At 55.2% G+C, this 20,040-nt stretch carries 8 protein-coding genes; 5 read left to right on the top strand and 3 right to left on the bottom strand.

Annotated elements, in window-relative coordinates; genetic code table 11:
* Positions 1-211 precede the first annotated feature (211 nt).
* Both lepB and lptB read left to right on the top strand, forming a co-directional pair.
* Positions 212-2,236 carry a signal peptidase I gene (gene lepB, locus AC5DDB_RS06995; RefSeq protein ID WP_491738979.1) on the top strand — a complete coding sequence of 675 codons (2,025 nt, stop codon included), beginning with the start codon at positions 212-214 and terminating at the stop codon, positions 2,234-2,236.
* A gap of 190 nt (positions 2,237-2,426) precedes the next feature.
* On the top strand, positions 2,427-3,230 hold the full coding sequence (gene lptB / locus AC5DDB_RS06990; RefSeq protein WP_491738978.1) for an LPS export ABC transporter ATP-binding protein: 804 nt from the start codon (positions 2,427-2,429) through the stop codon (positions 3,228-3,230).
* A 2-nt stretch (positions 3,231-3,232) separates the two neighbouring features.
* Here lptB and AC5DDB_RS06985 read toward each other — a convergent pair whose 3' ends face one another.
* Both AC5DDB_RS06985 and AC5DDB_RS06980 read right to left on the bottom strand, forming a co-directional pair.
* A complete protein-coding gene (locus tag AC5DDB_RS06985; RefSeq protein ID WP_491738977.1) occupies positions 3,233-5,248 on the bottom strand; it encodes an esterase/lipase family protein in 2,016 nt (671 codons plus the stop codon).
* 211 nt (positions 5,249-5,459) lie between these two features.
* Positions 5,460-11,582, bottom strand: a complete 6,123-nt coding sequence (locus AC5DDB_RS06980) for an ATP-binding protein (protein WP_491738976.1) — start codon at positions 11,580-11,582, stop codon at positions 5,460-5,462.
* Positions 11,583-12,213: 631 nt separating this feature from the next.
* On the opposite strand from AC5DDB_RS06980, the gene AC5DDB_RS06975 reads away from it, so the two are divergent.
* From AC5DDB_RS06975 to smc, 3 genes are all read left to right on the top strand, one after another.
* Entirely contained in the window at positions 12,214-13,059 is an 846-nt protein-coding gene (locus AC5DDB_RS06975; protein ID WP_491738975.1) for a class I SAM-dependent methyltransferase, read from the top strand.
* A gap of 172 nt (positions 13,060-13,231) precedes the next feature.
* Positions 13,232-15,220, top strand: coding sequence for a flagellar basal body P-ring protein FlgI (locus tag AC5DDB_RS06970; protein WP_491738974.1), 1,989 nt, complete (start codon positions 13,232-13,234; stop codon positions 15,218-15,220).
* A gap of 102 nt (positions 15,221-15,322) precedes the next feature.
* Positions 15,323-19,132 (top strand): chromosome segregation protein SMC, encoded by a 3,810-nt coding sequence (gene smc, locus AC5DDB_RS06965; RefSeq protein WP_491738973.1) that lies wholly within the window; start codon positions 15,323-15,325, stop codon positions 19,130-19,132.
* A 23-nt stretch (positions 19,133-19,155) separates the two neighbouring features.
* Here the strand turns inward: smc and AC5DDB_RS06960 are convergent, their stop codons facing one another.
* Positions 19,156-19,587 (bottom strand): hypothetical protein, encoded by a 432-nt coding sequence (locus AC5DDB_RS06960; protein WP_491738972.1) that lies wholly within the window; start codon positions 19,585-19,587, stop codon positions 19,156-19,158.
* Positions 19,588-20,040 lie beyond the last annotated feature (453 nt).

Raw genomic sequence — 20,040 nt, 5'->3', positions numbered from 1 at the left:
GTTGTTCTGGTGGTTTAGCGAAACTAGATTCTACAGTGGATTTGAGGGAAGGAAAACACTTTCCGCAGTCACAGGCGTTCGAATTGCGTGGCTAACATTGCCTAATATGCCGAATTCGCGGATAATACGCTTTCCGATGGTGGATTACGCCGCCGCTACCTGGACCAGACTTAGTCGGTCGCCGCTTTTTTCGATAGGAATCTTCGTTCTCATGGCGAAAGCAAATCCCACCAAATCGACCTCTGGAAACGAGACCAATTCTGGACAACCGTCCGAGAAGTCCGCGGAATCCTCCGAGAACAAAAAGTCCAAGGCCGGTGAACTGCGTGAGACGATGGAATCGATCGTTGTCGCATTTATCCTGGCGTTTTTGTTTCGAACCTTCGAAGCGGAAGCGTTTGTGATTCCCACCGGATCGATGGCACCGACCTTGCGAGGACGACACAAAGAGGCCGATTGTCCGCAGTGTGGTCATCATGTGGTGGTTGGAGCGTCGGCAGAAGTCAACAACGATGGCTACTTGTACGGACGCGAGAATTCCAACGGCGTCATCGAAGGAACACGACGTATCCACGATGTCATCTGCGACAACTGCCGGTACCGGTTCGATATGTTCGACAAACCGGCGTTCAAGGGCGACCGGATTCTCGTCAACAAGTTTCCGTTCGAGATCGGTGGTCCCGACCGGTGGGACGTTATTGTCTTCAAGTATCCGGAAAAACCGACGACGAATTACATCAAACGACTTGTGGGACTGCCGGGCGAAAAGATCCGTATTCAACAAGGTGATGTCTACGTTAACGATTCCGATGGCGGGCCGCTCCGCATTCTGCGGAAGGACGATCCCGATAAACAACAAGAGTTGCAAATTCTCGTCTATGACAACGACCACACCGCGGAGGCTCTGCGGGCGGTTGGTTGGCCCGAACGTTGGGCCGGGATGACCAAGGGAGATGATGGCCGCGCGATCGCCGGCTGGATCGATGATCCTGAAGGATGGAAAATGGATCCGGTCGACCGCAGTTTTGTGGTCGACGCGAGTAACGGCCCCGCAACGCTGCGTTATCGTCATTTCGTACCAAGTGCATCGGATTGGCGAGCAATCTCGGAGTTGGGAGGGAATCTGCAGTTCGAATGGCGGACTCCTCCGCGATTGGCGGATCGGGATTTTGTCGACGATGAGTCGTCGAATGTCATCAACCTGCGGGATCGTTTGCAACTGGTGACCGACTTCTGCGGATACAATGCGTTTACCCTGCAAAAGATGGGTAACCATGACGGCGAGGGACACTTCTGGGTCGGCGATTTGATGGTCTCGATGAATGTGACCGTCGAGTCTGCCACCGAAGACGCGGAACTCGTATTGGAGCTGAACGAAGGTCGTCGACAATACCGTTGTCGAATCGATCTCTCGAACGGACATGCCACGCTCTATTACCCCGATGACAAAAGCCGCGATGAATCGGAAGTTGTCACTTTGGGGACGGCCGAAACCGATCTCGTGGGCACCGGTTCCTGGGATATTTCCTATGCCAACGTCGATGACCGCGTGTGTCTGTGGATCGATGGCGACCTGGTGGAATTCGAGTCGGCGGGCGAAGTGGAGTTAGCCGAAGGCGAACGCGTGGGATGTTACCACCCTGTCGGCGGACTGCGAACCCGAACCGTACCGACCGAGGCCGATCTCACACCGGTGGGCATTACCGTCCAAAACGCCGTCGCGCAAGTTGCCAACTTGCGACTCGAACGGGACATTTACTACCGGGCGGACTTGTTTGTGGGCGAGAAAGAGTCGGCCAGTAACGTGCGGGATCTCGATTTTTTACGATCGCAACCTGAGTTGTGGTTTGATGAGTACCGTGACTTGATCGGTGAGGCCATCGAATTCGACCGGTTGGAGGATGATGAGTTTTTCGTGATGGGCGATAATAGCCCGCAAAGCATGGATAGCCGGTTGTGGCCGTTTGATCGCGATTGGTTGTTGCCGGGTGATCGTCGTCCGCCGAATCGGCACGCGGTGCCCAGGTCGGCTTTGGTGGGGAAAGCATTTTTCATCTATTGGCCACACGGGATTCCATTCGGCAACGGCGGAGACGGTTGGGGCATTCGTGATCATCGGGCTGTCGAAGATCGAGGCGATCATTTTCCGTCCGGCGGTGCGATCGGAAAGACAGATTACCCAAGTTTTCGCGTGCCGTTCTATCCGGACGTTATGCGAATGCGGCGGATCCGCTAAGACGCTTGTCGGCATTGTGCCAACAATTCGCCCTTTGCAAGGTCCGCGGAAATTGAGACAATATCCAACCGAGCGGGAATCACGACGTTGTCAGCCGTGCTGAGTGGTAGACTCGAAGCCCAGAATGCACAGAGTTGAGCACGCCCAATCGAGAACCGAGTGAAACGACATTCGTCATGGAGGACGAACGATGGCCCTGTTAGAATGTACCGGTCTGGTGAAAGACTACCCTGGAAAGCGGGCAGTCGATGGCATTGATTTCACCGTCGAAGAAGGGGAAATCGTAGGGTTGCTCGGTCCGAACGGGGCCGGAAAAACGACCACCTTCCGCATGTCGTGTGGGTTGATCACACCCACCAAGGGCAAAGTGTTCCTCCAGGGTGTGGAAGTCACTCGCTGGCCGATGTTTCGTCGGGCTCGTCAAGGCATGGGGTTTTTGCCTCAGGATGACAGCGTCTTCGGCAAACTGACGGTGCAGCAGAACATCTTGGCGATCTTGGAGTACCTCAAGCTGAAACGGCGAGACCGGTATCGTGAAGTCGATCGCTTGCTGACACAGTTCGGGTTACAAGACAAGAAGCCACGGATCGCCTCGACGTTGTCTGGGGGGGAACGACGACGACTCGAAATTGCCCGATGTTTGGCAAGTCGTCCGCGATTGATTCTCTTGGACGAACCATTCACCGGGATCGATCCGGTGACGATCAACAGCATTCAGGACATCATCCGCGACCTCCGCGATTCCGGCATTTCGATCCTACTGACCGACCACCGGGAACGTGAGACGCTCACCATTACCGATCGCAGCTATGTCGTCTGTGCCGGGAAAATCCTGGTGAGTGGCGATGCAGCCACCGTGCTGAACGATCCGTTGGCTCAGCAAATGTACTTCGGTACGCGATTCGACGGGGAATCGATCATCAAGGAAAAAGCCAGCTTCCGAGTGCCCGGACAAAAGCCGACCTCCCAGACAAGCGAACTCGACGCCGCTTGATTCTAGTCGTCTGTGGAATCCTCGTTATCGATCGTTGCCGGAGCCGGTGCGAGCACGGTTGGCGTTGCCGGCACGTTGTCTTCGGCAGGTAATGGCGGCACGATTTCGTCGGCAGGTGCCGGTGGCACGATGTCGCCCGAACGGATCGCCTCTACGTCATTCCATTGTTGCTGCAGAATTCGTCGGGTCTCCAGTAGCGCTTCGGGAATTCGGTGGACACGGCCGTGGGTCGTGCGTAGTTCATAGAGCGTATCGGATTCCATCTCGCGCGCGCTGTAGGTCGGAACGACCAAGTCCCCGATTTCCCGGAAACAATATTTGCCCAGTCGCCCATAGACGGTGTGGATCGTGACCCGCGGGTTATACGGCAACATGTCGAGCCCTTGCAGGATGCTGCTGGGTTCCGTCACGTTCAAAATGCTGGAGGGAATGAAAAACGGGGACCGTAAAATCCTGACTAGTGGCCCGTTCCCGTAGCGTCCCGGATCCGGAGGTCGGATGATGCCCGGGTTTTGGTCGATCAGCTCCCCGAAATATTGCGAGGTCGTTCGTAATTCTCCTGCAAGTGCCAGACCAATGCACCGCACCGCAGGCTCTGGTAATCCTGTCCCGCGATGAGGGGTGGCGAAGAAGACAGCTCGGGTGATGAAGGGTTGCGACTCGAAGAAGAACTGCCGATGGAAGAAGTTGATCATTTTCTCGCTGCCGCGAACGTACGGCCAAGGAATGTTGCTGAACTTATCCCAGAGAATGTTTTCACTGTCGGTGACCTGCAGTTTCGTCAGCAGTCCACCCATGCTGTGACCAAGCATGACCATATTTTGCAGTGCTGCATCGGTACTGTCAGGATCGAACCCTTCGACGGCCCGTTGTAATTTGGAGCGTAAATTCGCTGCCGATTGCGGCACCGGCATGGAGGTAGGATAGAAATAGACCCAGAGTTCGAAATGCTCCATCATCCAAGGGTCGGACCGGATGTAGTTGGCCATTTCCGTCCACGTCCACGGGTACGAAAGGAATCCGTGCACCATGAGGATGGGGATGCGACCGGGGCGATGCGGTTCGAGCAAGTAGAGGCGTTGCCGATCGATCGCCTGGTTCGGATTCAAATAGGCGCGGACGACGTTGTATTCGGGCATCGCTAGGTCAAGGCCGATCGTCAATGCGGCGGCTGCTTGTTTGGTCAACGGCCAAACATGCTCCGCGACTCGCACACCACTGTGTCGCAAGACATCATGGAGTTCCACGCACGGGCCGAGCGGCGAACCGTCTGCCTCACTCGTTCCGAGCAATGCATTGGAACCAGCCAGCCAAGACAGATCCGGTCGCAGTACAATCGTGAATGCGTAGACATGTTCATCGAAGAGGAATTCTTCGGCAGGGTCATCGGGGTTGCGGACGTGAACCGCGGCCATCGCCGCACCCACTCCGTGCACCGCGTAATCGCAGTTGATGTCTGCGAAGTTCTCCTCGGTAACCGCATACAGTCGGTCGATTTTATCCGGTTGCCATTCCAAACCAAAAAGCTCGACCGGCAACGTTCGCCAACCGTTTGGCGTGTTAACCGTCAACCCACGTGTCGGATGGAATCGACCCGTCTTGAATCCGATCTCCATGCAGAGACCGACTGCTTCGTTGTAGAGTTCAAGACATGTCGAACCCACTCGCGGGGCGGGATCGAGTACGAATTGGCCATACCAAGCGTAGGTCGCTGCAAGATACGCATGATCGACGGCGATTTCTTTCGTGGTTTCCGCCGCTTGCTGTGCTCGCCACAGGAGATGTTTGGCCAACGCTGCAGCCGTTTCGGGGCTCGGGCGTTTCTTGAACGCGTTTTCCCGGAGCGATCGTTTCCAGTCGCAAGCGGGAAGAGTTGCAAATTGGGACGATACAATGTGGCCGGCGACGTCCGATTGTGCGTTACAGACCGTGGGCGAAACGGCGTTTCCGAGTCCCACGAAAACGAGGACGAAAGCCAATGCAGTGCAAAGTCGATTTCGAATAGGACAGCGTTCCATGCTTGGCTCTAACGGACGAGATCGGATCACCTGCATACAATCATCACCTTGGAAGATCGTCGCCAAGGTTGCTCGTGTTCCGAAGTTCGTATCGACCGCTCGCCTGACGTCACTCGAATCCCGATCGCGGTTTCGGGATGCGTTGAATCGAATTCTCACTAATTGTAAAGGTGGGCAGACTGGGAAGACTCAAGAGAATGTCCGAAAGCGATCACTCGTGGATGACGGCCAGTTGTTTTTCCACCGTTGATTGTAACTTCGTGAGGAGATCTTGGGCTTTTTCCAATTCTCGTGCGATGGCTGCTTGCTCGAGCTCGTGAGCGATCGGGCTGAACTCGGGCCACCCCACGGTGCCGGCAGAACCTGTCATCCAGTGACCGAGCGATTTTAGCTCATCCCAATTTTTCGCCGCGATTGCCGCTGTCATTTGCTCCAACTTTTTCGGCAAACCGATGAGGTAGTCTTGGCGAATGGCCTGAATTTCGGGGTCATCCGTCAACACATTCCCTAAACTTGGGGCACTCAGCGACGGCTTCGGTTGCGGAGCCGGTGACGATGCCGGGCCTGCAAACATATCGATCACCGCCGAAAGTTCCGTCATGGCGGATTGAAGGCCGGATTCGTCGTGCGTCTGTAGCATCTCCGAAACAGCGTTCGTCGCATCCACCAAGTCATCCAGATCGATTTCCCCGGCGGCCTCATGCAACTGAGAATTCAATTCTTCTAATCGCTCCCATTCCTGATTCTGGAAGACGCGATGCATACGTTGGCCCTGAATGCAAATATTCCTGATCAATTCTTCGATGCCGATGTCCATCGAAAGGTCGACACTGTCGTCGCAGAAGTCGTCCTTGTCGGCGGATTCGTGCAGAACTTCCGAGAGCGTGACGAGCAATGCATCCAGATCGACGGGTTTGGCGATGAACGCGGAACAGCCGGCCTCGAGACATTTTTCTTCATCGCCACGCATGACGCTGGCGGTCAGGGCAAAAATTGGGATTGTTAAACCGGCCTCACGGAGTCGACTCGTGGCGGTGTAACCGTCCATGACGGGCATCTGCATGTCCATCAGAATGACATCGAATGAACTGGCCAACGCTTTCTCGACGGCGATCGCACCGTTCTCGGCTTGAACGACTTCCAAACCGGCCCGCGAGAGCACCAACCGCAACAGGCGACGGTTTTCCTCGCCATCGTCGACCAAAAGCACCCGAGCAGCGGGCAACTGAGATTGCAATGACCGCGTGAGTGAGTTTTCCGAGGTTGCCAATCCGGTCGTTTCCGCGATCGGCGTATCCGCACTTGGCATCGGGGCTGCGATCGTGAGCGTAAACGTACTTCCGACCCCGGCTTCGCTGGTCGCAGTGAGATCCCCGCCCAACGCCCGCGCCAGTCGCTGACTGATCGCCAACCCCAACCCCGTACCGCCGTATTTGCGAGTGATTGAGCTGTCCGCCTGCACGAACGGCTGGAAGATGCGATCGACATTCTCGGGCGACATTCCGATACCGCTGTCGATAACCTCGATTTGCATGCTCGGTGAATCGTCTTCCTGCATTCTCACGACGAGATGCACGCCGCCCGTCTCGGTGAACTTGATGGCATTGCCCACCAAGTTCGTTACGACTTGTCGCAATCGAGCTGGGTCGGTCACGATGTACGCCGGCAGCGGTTCCGGTGTTTCCATCCGCAGCGTCAGCCCCTTTTCCATCGCCCGAACGCTGAGTGTGCGTAACGTGCTTTCCAGCACATCATGCGGTGCACACGCGACCTGTTCAATATCCATCTGCCCCGCTTCCACTTTGGAAAGATCGAGGATGCCATTGATCAAATGCAACAGTTGCGTGCCACTCGAGTGGATCGTCTCGAGGAACTCGATCCGTTCGGCGTCGGATTCGTAGAAGTCGCGGCGAAGCAAATCCGTAAAGCCGAGAATTGCGTTCATCGGCGTCCGGATTTCGTGGCTCATGTTCGCCAGGAAGTCGCTCTTGGCACGGTTGGCCGCTTCGGCAGCTTCTTTGGCGACCCGCAGACGTTCCTCGGCGGTCTTCAACTCCGCAGCGACCAATTGAAGTTCTTGAGCTCGCGCTTCGGCCGCGGCGGTACGATCGGCGACACGAGCCTCCAAGGTTTCGTTGAGTTCCTGAAGTTTGACGAAGTTCTCCGAGTTCTCCAAAGCCGCACCGGCGATCGTCGCGATGAAATCCGCCAAGCGACATTCGTCAGGGCCGAATAGGTTGCGGATGTGATCGTGTCTCGCGACCAAACAGGCCATGACTCGCGATCGTACAGAAATCGGAACACAAAGCTGAGACCGGTTGTCATCACGGGAAGAGTTTTCTTCCGAATCGTCTCGGGGGATCATCGCGCGACCGGTGAGGATCGCGGAATTCACCAGGTCGGGATCGATTTGAACGCCGGTGTCCGCGTAGAACCAATTCGAGACATCAAGATCGCCGTCTTCAGGAGTGAGAAACAGCGAACACTGCTCGGCCCGCAACAGTCGGGTACTGGCGTCCTCGACTGCGCGAAAAATCTCCCGCGGTTCCAACGCTGTGGCAATTTCACGACCCGCTTGCAGAATGAAATCGAATCGGTCGGCCAAAGAAAGTGAGTCGGCTTTCTGTTCGGTTTCGGGGGCAATTTGTTGTCGACGATTTGCCAGTTGCAATTCCGCTTGTTCCACATCGCGCTGAGCATTTGGATCACCCAAGGCCAATCGAACCTGGGCGATTGCAAGTTGCGTTTGTTCGGCTTCGTAGGCAGCCTCCTGTTTTCGGGCAATTTTCAGACTCTCGTTCAATGACGAAAGGGCCGCTTGATGAAGTTCTTGAGAGGCAAGCAACAGCCCGCGTTCTCGCAATGCGTGCGGCAGACAATTCGGAAACCGGTGTGCCATTCGCACGGCTCGTCGACTTACTCGAAACGCCTGGCGAATCAATTCTCGTTTTCGTCGAGAATGAAATGTTGATAACTCTTCCGCCTGTCGACGCAATGCCGTCACGTACCACGTCAGGTTCGGGGAGACGTATGCATTGCACACACCCGCACGTTCAGCGAGTGAGAACGCGGAATGAAAGACTTCGGCAGCTTCTTCCGGTGTGCCGTTGGCGAGCAAACGCACCCCTTCGCCAAGCATCGTTTGGGCGGTTCCCTGAGCATCGGGACGAACCCGACTTACTTCAAGAGCCATGATGTCTTCAGGAACATCGCCATCAGCAGCACGGGACCACACATCCAAAATAATTCCAGATGCCTGTTCGTCTCCGTATTTGAGACCTGACTGGTGCGTGATTCGTGCTTCCTCGACGGCTTCCCGCAACCGCCCAAGTCGATAGAGAGCCGCCGAAAGTTGGTATCGTGCGGTGTGCACTTCCCAGTAGTCGCCGGTCCGTTCCAGTAGTCGAACACCTTCGCGAGCTTTCTCGATACACTTTTCGAATTGGGCACTCGTGAACAGGACGACGCTGTAATAATGTAAGCTTTGACCCTGCCCCCAAACATCGCCCAGACGGCGACGAATACGTAACGACTTTTGCGCGTATTGAATCCCACGACGATACCACGAAACCAAACTCATCGCGGGGGCGTGTTCCGAGTACGACTGCGCAAGTTCCAATGTCGGCGGATATAGCTCGCCCAGGTTCATGCCACGCAGGTGGGTCCACAGAACATGAAAGCGTGACTGCGTGAACCAATACCCGTGAGCCAAGCGACTAAAAAGATGCAAACTGAGTCGCGTTTCTCGATCGGGTTCTCGTTGATACTTCGCCAGAAATTGAGACGGCCAAATCGTATGCAACGCCTGAATCAAGATTTCCCAAAGCAGCATCACGAACAAGGTGACCGAAGTCCGTGGCACCAGTCGTCCGAGCAACCGGAGAGCATCCTCGAACGAAGCCGTCGCGGACTCGACCTGCCCACGTTTGAATTCGACTTCACCAAGTTTGCAACGAGTTTGAGCTTGAGCGAACGGTTGCGTCGCCAGTTCCGATGCACGACGAAGGTAGGTTTCTGCATCGTCATAGCGACCACGCAGCATCAAGACGTCGCCAAGTCCTTCGGCAATTTTGTAACGCGTTTGCTCGTCGGTTTCGTTGCTTCCACGGTCGGCAATGCGAAATTGTTGCTCGGCGACTTCTAAAGCGTGTTGAGTCCTCGCCTGATCCGCAGCCGAGAGTGCAAACGGCAGTGCGCGGTCCGATTGCCCCGCTGCATCGAAGTGATAAGCCAGTTCAAAAACGCGGTCCGGCTGCGTTCGCAAAATCCGTTTCGCAGCTCGCAGATGTAGTCCGGCTTGCGTATGGTTATCCATCGCATCGAGCAATGTTTCACGAATCCGTCCATGCAGAAAGACGCACGTCGTTCCATCGGAACGCAACCAGATCATATTCCGTCGGCGAACTTCATCGACGGCGGTCATCGTGTCGGATGTCGAGAGATTCACGAGTTCCGCGGCCGCTTCCAGATCGAACTCCTTGCCGAGGATGGCTCCGCCACGGAGGAAGTCTTTCGCAGGTTGAGAAAGAAGCTGCAGTCGTTGCAAAAGCAAATCCGCTGCCTGTTGGGAGGATTGCATGTCCTCCATCGCGAGGGAATCGACACGCCAGCCTTTCTCGGTCGGACGCAAGGCTTTGGTCTCAACCAAGCCCCGTAAGACCGCAGATGCTAGGAACGGGCTCCCCTTCGACAACCGCCAAATGATTGGGTGAATGTCCGACGGCAACGGCCCGGCCATCGACTCGGTCAGCAGTCGCACATCGTCTGCACCGAGCGGTTGAAGTTCAATTCGGCTATCCGTGAGCAACGAACGCAATAAATGGTCCGGCCGGGTTTCCTCAGTGCGAATGCCCAGAAGAACCGTGCAACACCCCGGACGATCCTTGAGGTTTCTCCAGCTTTGAATCAGTCGGATGGTGGCATCGTCGGACCATTGGGAATCGTCGAGGATGATCAACGCGGGCTTCTCGAATGTCCCCAGCGAATCCAGCAGCAACGCCAACGCTTCGACAGTACGCGTTTCCCCGAACGCTTCCGGTCCAAGGTCTGTTTGCGACTCGATATTCCAGGCGGTCGCAAGTTCTGGAACCGCGGCGATGATCGCATCAAGACGGTCCCCGATGCGATCTTGAATTTGCTTTAAGCATTGGGAGTCACGTGTGGTGACCTCGATAATTTCGCGAATCACCCCTTCCAAAAGCGAGAACGGTCGTTGACCGGCACGGTCCGTTCCTTGTCCGCGTAGGACCCAGACATTTTGACTATTCGCGGTCCGTACGAGTTCTTGAATGGTCCGGGTTTTCCCCATCCCGGATTCACTCTCGATGGAAAGCAGATGCCGTTTGCCCTGACGCGATTCGCTGACAGCTAGCGTCAAGCATTCCAACTCTGCCTTTCGCGCCACAAATGCCGGTTCGACCAAGGTACTCCGTTGATCCGTGAGTCCAACGACTAAAGACGGTTCCGGGGTTCCATTGTTCCATGCATCTCGGATCGTCTCCCAATCAGACAGAACTGCCTGTGCCGACTGATAGCGGTCCTGGGGGTCTTTGCAGAGCAGCCGCTGAAAGACTTCATCGAGAACTCGTGGCGTCTCACAGCCGAATGCCCGCAGGCTAGGAACTTCTGCAGTCATGTGCTGCATCAACAAGTCGCCGATGTTGCCACCGAGAAACGGGGGACGCCCCGCTAGGCATTCGAACAATACGATGCCCAACGAGTACAAGTCGGCCGCTTCTTTAACGTCACAATCGACAGCGCCGGCTTGTTCCGGGGAAAGGTAGGCGGCGATTTTGACTTTTTGCCGATCGTCATGATCCTCCCAACGCATCAAGCCCGCTGTGCCGAACGCGGTCAGATGTGCCGAGCCGGTCTCTTGGTCCAGCGTGACGTGCGATGGACGGATCATCCGGTGTAACACACCGATGGAATGGGCTTCCTGAAGAGATTTCAGCAGATCGCTGCCGATTCGAAGCGCATCGGAAATCTCGATGGCCGCTGCTTCCAGTCGATCGGACAACGCAAGGCCCGAACGAAACTGGGAAACAACCGTCCAACAATGGGGTTGTTTCACCAAGTCTGAAATGCCATCGATCAGCTTGCTGGCATGCTGTCTTAGCGTGTTCGCATCGTGTTCCATCCGCAGCCGAACACCACCCGCGATAGACTTCGGGTGAACCGTCTCGATGACGACTTGGGACAGCGTCTCGCCATCTTCTGCCAACCACCGAGTCCGAGGATGAGACGTCTCCAAAGTCTTGATCAGTTGATATCGATTCCGCACCTTTTGCGGCAAGTCTCTCCAACTCGATGCGGGCAGCGGATTTTCCGGCACGGTCAACCTCGGTGGTGTTATAGGGGAAGGTCAAGCAACGTGTTGCACGTTGTTAACCCCGACATCGCTCCGTCGAACTAAATTCAAGTTTCGAAATTGCAACGTGGCGTCGCAAAACTACATCGGTTTAAGTGTTTCTGTGTAATTTTTACACGTATTGATGTTTTTCTTGATCAAATTGATTTATGGTCTTAAATCGACGATGAGCGATTTTCCAATAATAATCTCTTGTCTCGTTGCACCGGTTGAAGACGTTCGTCTGGCCAACTCATTTACCGAAGACGATTAAGCCGAAAATCTTACTAAGATACCGCAATGTGTTTTTGCCGTAAGTTGTTTGCTGATTTGGTTTTGAAGTTTTTGACGACGTCATGATTCCGGGTAGGATGTGTCCTCAGTATTCTTACTTGTTTTGTCGGGCCACTATTCACAAGGACTGACGATGAGCGTCCCTTTTTCTGACATGTGCAAAAATTCACCATCTTCTCTCAACCAACGCCTTGTTCAGCAGGCACGCCCTCAATTGGTAGAACTATCGACACAATTAGACACCGCGCTTCGGTGGCTCGTAGACGAAAATCGAGTTCGTGACTGTTTAGAGCTTCTTTTCACGAGTTTGCAGACCCTCAAAATGGAGCTGGATGAAGAGCAATGGCAGCACTGTGTGCAGTTGTGCCGATCACATCCGGTACTAACTGTTCTTCATGAGGACCCATTCACACACCGAGCGTTTTACAAACCACGGCGGTACGCCGGTGACGCTGTGATGCTCGATTACATCTATGGCAAAGAAGACTACTGGCCCTTGCCCGAGTGCACTGATTTGGGGCGGCAGATTTTCGAATACACGACTCTTGCACCGGCATCGGCGGGTGTGCGGGCTCGACGTGGTTACATCGCTGATGTTCTCGATCTGGCGGCTTTCGAGGTAACACGTCCGCATGTGCTTTCGATCGCTGCGGGGCACTTCCGTGAAGCAGAGATGTCGGCAGCGATCCGTCGCCGACGATTTGGCCGCATCGCTGCACTCGATGCCGACCCTCAGAGCCTGAAGGAAGTCGAGTCACGATACGGACGCTATGGCGTGGAAACCATCGCCGAACCGCTCACGAGTCTACTATCTGGAAAAGTCCAAGCCGGTCAATTCGACCTGATCTACTCACTCGGTCTGTTCGACTATCTCAACGCCAAAATCGGTCGGCGGCTTGTGAGCAAAGCGTTTGACATGTTGCGACCTGGTGGTCGATTGGTCGTGGCGAACTTTTTGCCCGGCATTCATGACATTGGCTATATGGAAGCCATTATGGATTGGAAGCTGATCTATCGGACCCGGCAAGAAATGATTGGGCTGACCGAGGGAATCGCCGAGGAGGAAATTCAAAACGTTTCGTTGGAATCTGAAGAGAACAACAACATCATCTTCATGACCGTCCGACGCAGAAACGACACTGAGTCACCGGAAAAAAACTGGAGTTGACCGATCGTGAGAGGATTCCTATCCTCCCGCCCTCTCTCTTTCTCCTGTACAACTCGTTCGATCTCTTCGGATGCGAACCCCAATTCGTAATCGCCGTTAGTGACGTTCTGTCACGATCGGTTCAGGGTGCGGATCCGGGCCAGCGGTCTCGACACGAAAGGACTCGTGTTCCATGCGCTATTGTTTTTGTCGGTTGTCATATTCAACCAATTTCGTGTGGATCACTCTCGCGTTGTTTGCCGCTGGTTGTGGTGGGGATGCGCTCCGCGGTCCGGAGTTATCGTCGTCCTTGAAAACGGTGAATCCATTCGGGGGAGACCTGTTTGCCCGGTCACAAAGTCCGGATGACGAACTCACCCTGGAAACAACAGTCGAAACCCCGATGGTCGGCGATTACACCACCATCGAAGGGTTGCATTTCATTACATTGGAAGGCGTGGGGTTAGTTGTCGGATTGGACGGCAACGGCGGTGATCCCCCTCCGTCACACTATCGCGAAGCCCTTTTGGATGAAATGCGGCGTCGTGACATCAAGAACCCGAACCAACTCCTCGCCTCCCCCGACACGGCTTTAGTTGTTGTTCGAGCGTATTTGCCACCATTGGTTGCCAAGGGCGATCGGTTTGACGTCGAAGTTCGTGTCCCTGGCAAAGACGACACGAAAAGCCTCAATGGCGGATTGCTCTACGAGACTTACCTCAGCGAGCATGCCGTCGTTCCTGGTGAAGGCGTGATGACCGGTCGCGAGTTCGCGATCGCTTCGGGACCGATTCTCGTCTCGGCGAGCGAGGGTGATCGCGAGGAATTGGCCGGTGTGCTGAAACGCGGTCGTGTGTTGGGCGGAGGCGTTTCCAAGACCGACCGTCACCTGACCATGTATCTTCGTAACGACTTCGCCAGCTTCCGTAACTCGGTGCGGATCGCGGAGAAAATCGGAGATCGCTTCTATCGCTACAACCGCGCTGGCATTCGTGAACCACTCGCGGAAGCCAAAACCCATCAGCGAATCGAACTCAATCTGCAACCGCGATACAAGGAGAACTATCCCCGGTTTCTCCAGGCAATTCGGCATATCGCGTTTCGTGAAACGGATGTTGCCAAGCACGTACGAGTCGAGAAACTGGCCGATAAGTTGAACAATCCTCCGACAGCCGAGAAAGCCGCGCTCGAGTTGGAAGCGGTCGGCCGGGAATCGATTCCGGTCTTACGAGACGCGTTGGAAAACCCGGATCTCGAAGTTCGCTTCCATGCTGCGATGGCGATTACCTATCTCGGAGAGCCGGACGGGATTGATGCGTTGGTGGAAGCCGCCCGCGATGAACCCGCTTTCCGCGTGTACGCTCTTGCCGGTCTCGCTGCCACCGATGACGCGACCGCTCATGTTGGTTTGCGAAGTCTGCTCGATAGTGACAGTGCCGAAACTCGGTACGGAGCGTTCCGTGCACTTTCCGTCTTAGATAAACGCGATCCGTTCATCGAAGGCGAACCCCTGCCCAGCCCGACCGACAGACAATTCATGTTGCATGCGTTGGATACCAAAGGCGAACCGATGGTTCACCTGACCAATCGCAAGATCGCTGAAGTCGTGGTGTTCGGAGCGAGTCAACCGTTCGAAACTCCGTTGGCCTTGCGTGCAGGACGACATATCCTCGTAACCGCCTCGCCAGGCAGTGCAACGGTGAAAATCAGTCGATTCCAGGTTGGTCGCACGGATGAAAAGCGTGAAGTTCCCAATCGAGTGGTCGATGTCGTCCGAGCCGTCACCGAAATGGGCGCCACTTACCCGGACGTCGCTCAACTTCTGACACAGGCTGACCAACAACACAACTTGATTGGCCGACTCGAAGTCGACGCTTTGCCGAAATCCGGCCGAATCTACTACCGCGATGCTGAGAAAACGTCCTCATCCCGCGTCGGTGGAACCGGATTGCTGCCAAACTTGTTTGAAGCCGGTGAGGAGGAATCGTCTCGAAATCGGAGTTCCCGTGACGAAGACGAAGATTCCTTCGATTCCGAGGAAAAAGTGGAAGCTAGCGTGAAGGATAAACCGTCGATTGAAGAAGAGAAGGACGAGAATCCCGAAAACGCTCTTCTCCGAGATGAAAGAAAATGGTACGACCCGCGTCGGTTGTTGGGCAAACCCCAACTGAACACGGACTGATCGGGGCAGAGATCAGGGTTCAGGAGACAGGCGTCAGCAAGTTGCTGCAGACCTGTCCCCTGACTGCTGCCCCTGAATCCTGTCTACTGAACTGTTTGGACCATGCTGAAATCACTTGAACTTTTCGGCTTCAAAAGTTTTGCCGAGAAAACGCGGTTCGACTTTTCCCCCGGCATTACCGCCGTGGTGGGGCCGAACGGTAGTGGCAAAAGTAATGTGGTCGACGGTATCAAGTGGATTCTCGGGGATCAAAGCGCGAAAAGTCTCCGTGGGAAGGAGATGACCGACGTCATCTTCAACGGTTCCAGTGGTCGCAAAGGCAGTAATTTCGCCGAAGCCACGCTGACTTTCGATAACACGTCCGGTTTTTTGCCGATCGATGCCCGGGAAGTGGCGATTGGTCGACGATTGTGGCGGAACGGCGATGCGGAATATTTGATCAATCGCCAAACTGCACGATTGAAGGACATTCGCAGCCTGCTAATGGGCACCGGTGCGGGGTCGGCGGCGTACAACATTATCGAGCAAGGTCGCGTCGACCAGATTCTGCAAGCCAACGCAGCGAATCGGCGGGTCATCTTCGAAGAAGCCGCCGGAATCAGTAAGTTCAAAGCTCGCAAAGCCGATGCCCTCCGCAAGTTGGAACGCGTCGATCAGAACCTGTTGCGACTGCGGGATATCGTCGAGGAAGTCGAAAACCGATTGAATTCCCTGCGGACGCAAGCCGGTCGCGCCGCGAAATATCGGGACACCTCTGCCGAACTGAAGAAACTATGGCTCGGGCTTGCCGCTGACGATTATCGCTATCAGTCGGAGGAACTCGAGCACCTCGAAACCGAATTGTCCGCGTGTGGACGCCGATTGGACGAGGTCAACGGGCGGCATCAGGAATTGGAATCGCAACTTTCGGCTTTGGATGTGGATATCGCCGAAGTCGAGGACCGCTTGCGTGTCGAGGAACAAGCCAGCTCCGCCCAACGCGAAACGCTTGCCGGTCACGAGACAACCATCGGTCACCAATCATCCCGGCTGGTGGAACTAGAAACCGAACTCGATCGGCTGCGTCATCAACGCACGTTTCTCGCGTCACGAGCGGCAGAAGTGATTGGCGAAATCGAGCATGTTCGCGGGCAACTCAAGCGATTTGAACAAGAACACGCGGAACGTGCCGGACGGTTGGAACAGTGTCTCGCCGAGATCGCCGAGTTGAATCACAAGATTCAAAGCGAACGCGACACCGTCGAAGAGTATCGCGAACAACTGCTGGAACAGATGAAAGAAGCGTCCGTGGCGGCGAGTCGGGCGGACGGGTTTCGTCAGCAACTCAAGGCGATGGGCGACTCGAAAGTCGGTGTGTTGGCACGACGGGCACGCGTTGCGGAAGCGGTTCAGGCGTGCGAAGAGGAATGCCGAGGACACCGCGACGAATTGGAGACCTCCGGCGAACGGGTCGTGCGGCTGGGTGATCGCGTGCATGAACTTCACGCGGAACGTCGCCGACTTCTCGAAGATCGACATAACTATCAGCAGAGTCTGTCCGACCTCCGCGAGCAACGCAGCGGTTGGCAGGCCCGAAAGAGTGTGCTCGACGACCTCGAACGCCGGCAGAATGGTCTTGGCGTGGGGGTGAAGGAACTGCTCCGCCGGGCAGCGACGCTCGATCAACCACCGTGGAACACGATTCACGGCAGCGTTGCGGAGCTGCTCGAAGTCGACCTAGAAAATGCCGCCATTCTCGAAGCCGCCCTCGGGCCGCGTTCGCAATATCTGGTCGTGAACAACTTGGATTCCCTCGTGGAATACCTGACGAGCGGAATTTGTGACATCACCGGTCGCGTTGGTTTCGTAGACTTGTCTGCATCGGGAATGTCTTCCTTAGTGGAACTGACCGACGATGCCACCGACCAGCCGGTCGCTGCGGCCACGCGAGATTTATCCGCGGAACCTGGTGTTTGTAGCCGGGCGGATTCCCTTGTCAAAGAGTCTCCGCGTATCGCTGATTTGCCCGCGCGGTTGTTGCAAGACACATGGGTCGTCGAAACGATTCAAGTCGCACGACATCTGGCGAACGGCGTCGGACGTGGCTGCCGGTTCGTGACGTTGCAAGGTGAATTACTGGATGCCGACGGCAATCTGGTCGTCGGAACATTGCAGATCGAAACGGCCCTCATACCTCGAAAAAGTGAATTACAGCGGCTGAAGTACGATCTCCAAGAAGTCGACACGTTGATCGAACAACGCGAAGCCGAGTTGGCAGGGATGGCTCATACGCTGACCAGCTATGACCATGAACTCGACACCATCGACCATACGCTGCAGGAAGCTGCCGATGAACATAACCAGTGCAAAGCGGTATTTCATGCGGAATCGCAAGAACTCGCTCGGTTACTTCGCGACTTGAATGCCCTCGACGAGGAAATCGCTAAAATCACGCAAGACGAAGAACGAGTCACGGCGGCATTGCAAGAGGCCGAAGCGACACATTCCGCCGCGGAAGAACAACTCGAAGGGCTGCAAAACGATATCAGCCAATTGGAGTTCGACCTGGCTCGTTCTGAACACCGTTTGCAGACTTTGGAAAAAACGAAAACAGAAGAACGGCTGAATTCCGTCAAGCACGAAGAACGCCTCGCCGGCATGCGACAAGCCTACAAACGGTTGGAAGAAGACCGCACCACGCGATTGCAACAACGAGATGAAGTCGAACGGCGTTACTCGGCCGCTATCGAAAAACGACAGGACATTCGTCTGCATGTTCTAAACACTTCCGCCATGCTCGCGGAGTTGGCATTGGAACAAGAGACGGTCGGCGTGCGCGTGCGTCGATGCATGACGGAGAAAGCCGAACTGCGTGGGCGTCGAGCTGTGTTGTTGAAAGAGGAAACTCAACTTCGTGGCGAACGACGGGACTTGAACGACCAGCAACATCTCCAAGAGATGTCGGCTCGCGACATTCGTCAGCGTCTCGAATCAATGGCCGAGCGAATCCGCGAAGAGTATCAATTGGAACTCTCCGACATCGTGGCGTCCGATGCGTCGGCGTATCGCGACTACCTCGACGAAAACCATCCCAACTGGCGACAAGCGGAACAATCGATTGCACATCCGGCTGACACCGAATCGGCCAATGTCGAATCCGTCGAAGATGCTGAGCTCGAGGAAGAAGAACTTCCACTCGCCGAACCAATCCCGGAGTTCGAGGAACTTCGGGACGATTTCGAACAGCAGGTCGACAAGCTCCGTCGTCGGCTCAAAAGTATGGGCAGCGTGGATACCGAGAGTCTTGGTGACCTCGAAGAAATGGAATCCCGTTTCGCTCATATGAGCACGCAATTGGCCGACCTGACCGAAGCGAAGGCGGCTCTCGAAGACATCGTGCGGAAGATCAACATCGAAAGCAAACGGTTGTTCGTGGAAACGTTCGACATGGTCCGTGGGCACTTTCAACACCTATTCCGCAAAGCGTTCGGCGGCGGGGATGGTGACATTGTGCTAGAAGACCCGAGCGATGTGCTTGAGTGCGGGATCGAACTCATTGCTCGTCCGCCGGGGAAAGACCTCAAGAGCATTTCGCTGATGAGCGGCGGCGAGAAAGCACTGACTGCGTTCGCGTTGTTGCTCGCATTGTTCAAAACGCGACCGAGCCCGTACTGTCTGCTGGACGAAGTCGACGCCCCGCTCGACGAAGCGAACGTTGGTCGATTGGGCGCGCTCGTCGAAGAGTTCAAAGGCGAAACACAGTTTATCATCATCACTCACAAGAAACCGACGATGACGATTTCCGACGTGATCTACGGCGTGACGATGGAACAGTCCGGGGTCTCGAAACGGATGTCGGTCCGCTTCGAAGACGTCAGCGACGACGGCGAATTCGCCACCGACGAAGGCGATGATCTCGCCGCAGCGGCATAACGGCATGGCGACGCCCGTGAAAACTATGGGTTTTCTTTTCCTTGTTCCACGGGTTGGCCGTCAACTGTGAGCGAGTCGAAGAAGCGACGCATGTTCTCCTTCGGTAATCGCGTGTTTTCAGCCGACACGGATTGCATCAGGATGTCGTCCTCAAAAATGAAAAACCGCACGCGGTCTTCATGACCGGGACCGACAAGCCGCAATTCAATACCGGGATGGTTGCCAATCGAGATCGGCCAGCGTCCAAATTCTTGGAGTCTTGGTCGTGATTCTAAATAGGCGGCCGTACACGAATCGAGTTCTACGTCGACCAGCTCTTTGGAAAGAAGCTTCCGACGTCGCGAGCCGATGAAGTAGGTCACACCATCATGACCGAGTTTGCCGGTTCGACCGGCGAACGCAGACTTGACCTGATATTCCTTGAAACAATACTCGCAGACAGCAGTAATCGGCATCGCGCTTCTCCGGGGGTGACCGGGACAAGTGTACCGGTAGCGACTCGGTGTCCGCAATTCACAGAATGTCAAAAGTGAACTGCTCTAGCCAAACTGTGCAGAGATGACAGCTATTCCGATCGCCAGCCATAAAGTCACTGGTGTCACCAACAGCAGGATGTCCCATGGCGAGTATCTGATTGGCCCTCGCAACAATTGGCTAACGACAACGCAGAAGCACCAACAGAGGATCGTCAGACGGAAAATGAGTTGATCGCCGAAGAATGTGGACATCTGAACAATAAAATGATCTGGCGGTGGGTTCGCGCCCATCAAACTTAAAATCGCGTAAGCAATTTTCGTCGCAAGAAATGATGCGATGACCGTGAGACAACGAAAGGCTATGGCGAACGAATCGACAATCTGCCGAGGTGGGGCTGCGGTGATTTTTTTCGAGGGACACGACTCGTTACT

Source organism: Thalassoroseus sp., assembly GCF_984380535.1.
This window is presented reverse-complemented; position numbering and strand designations above follow the sequence as displayed.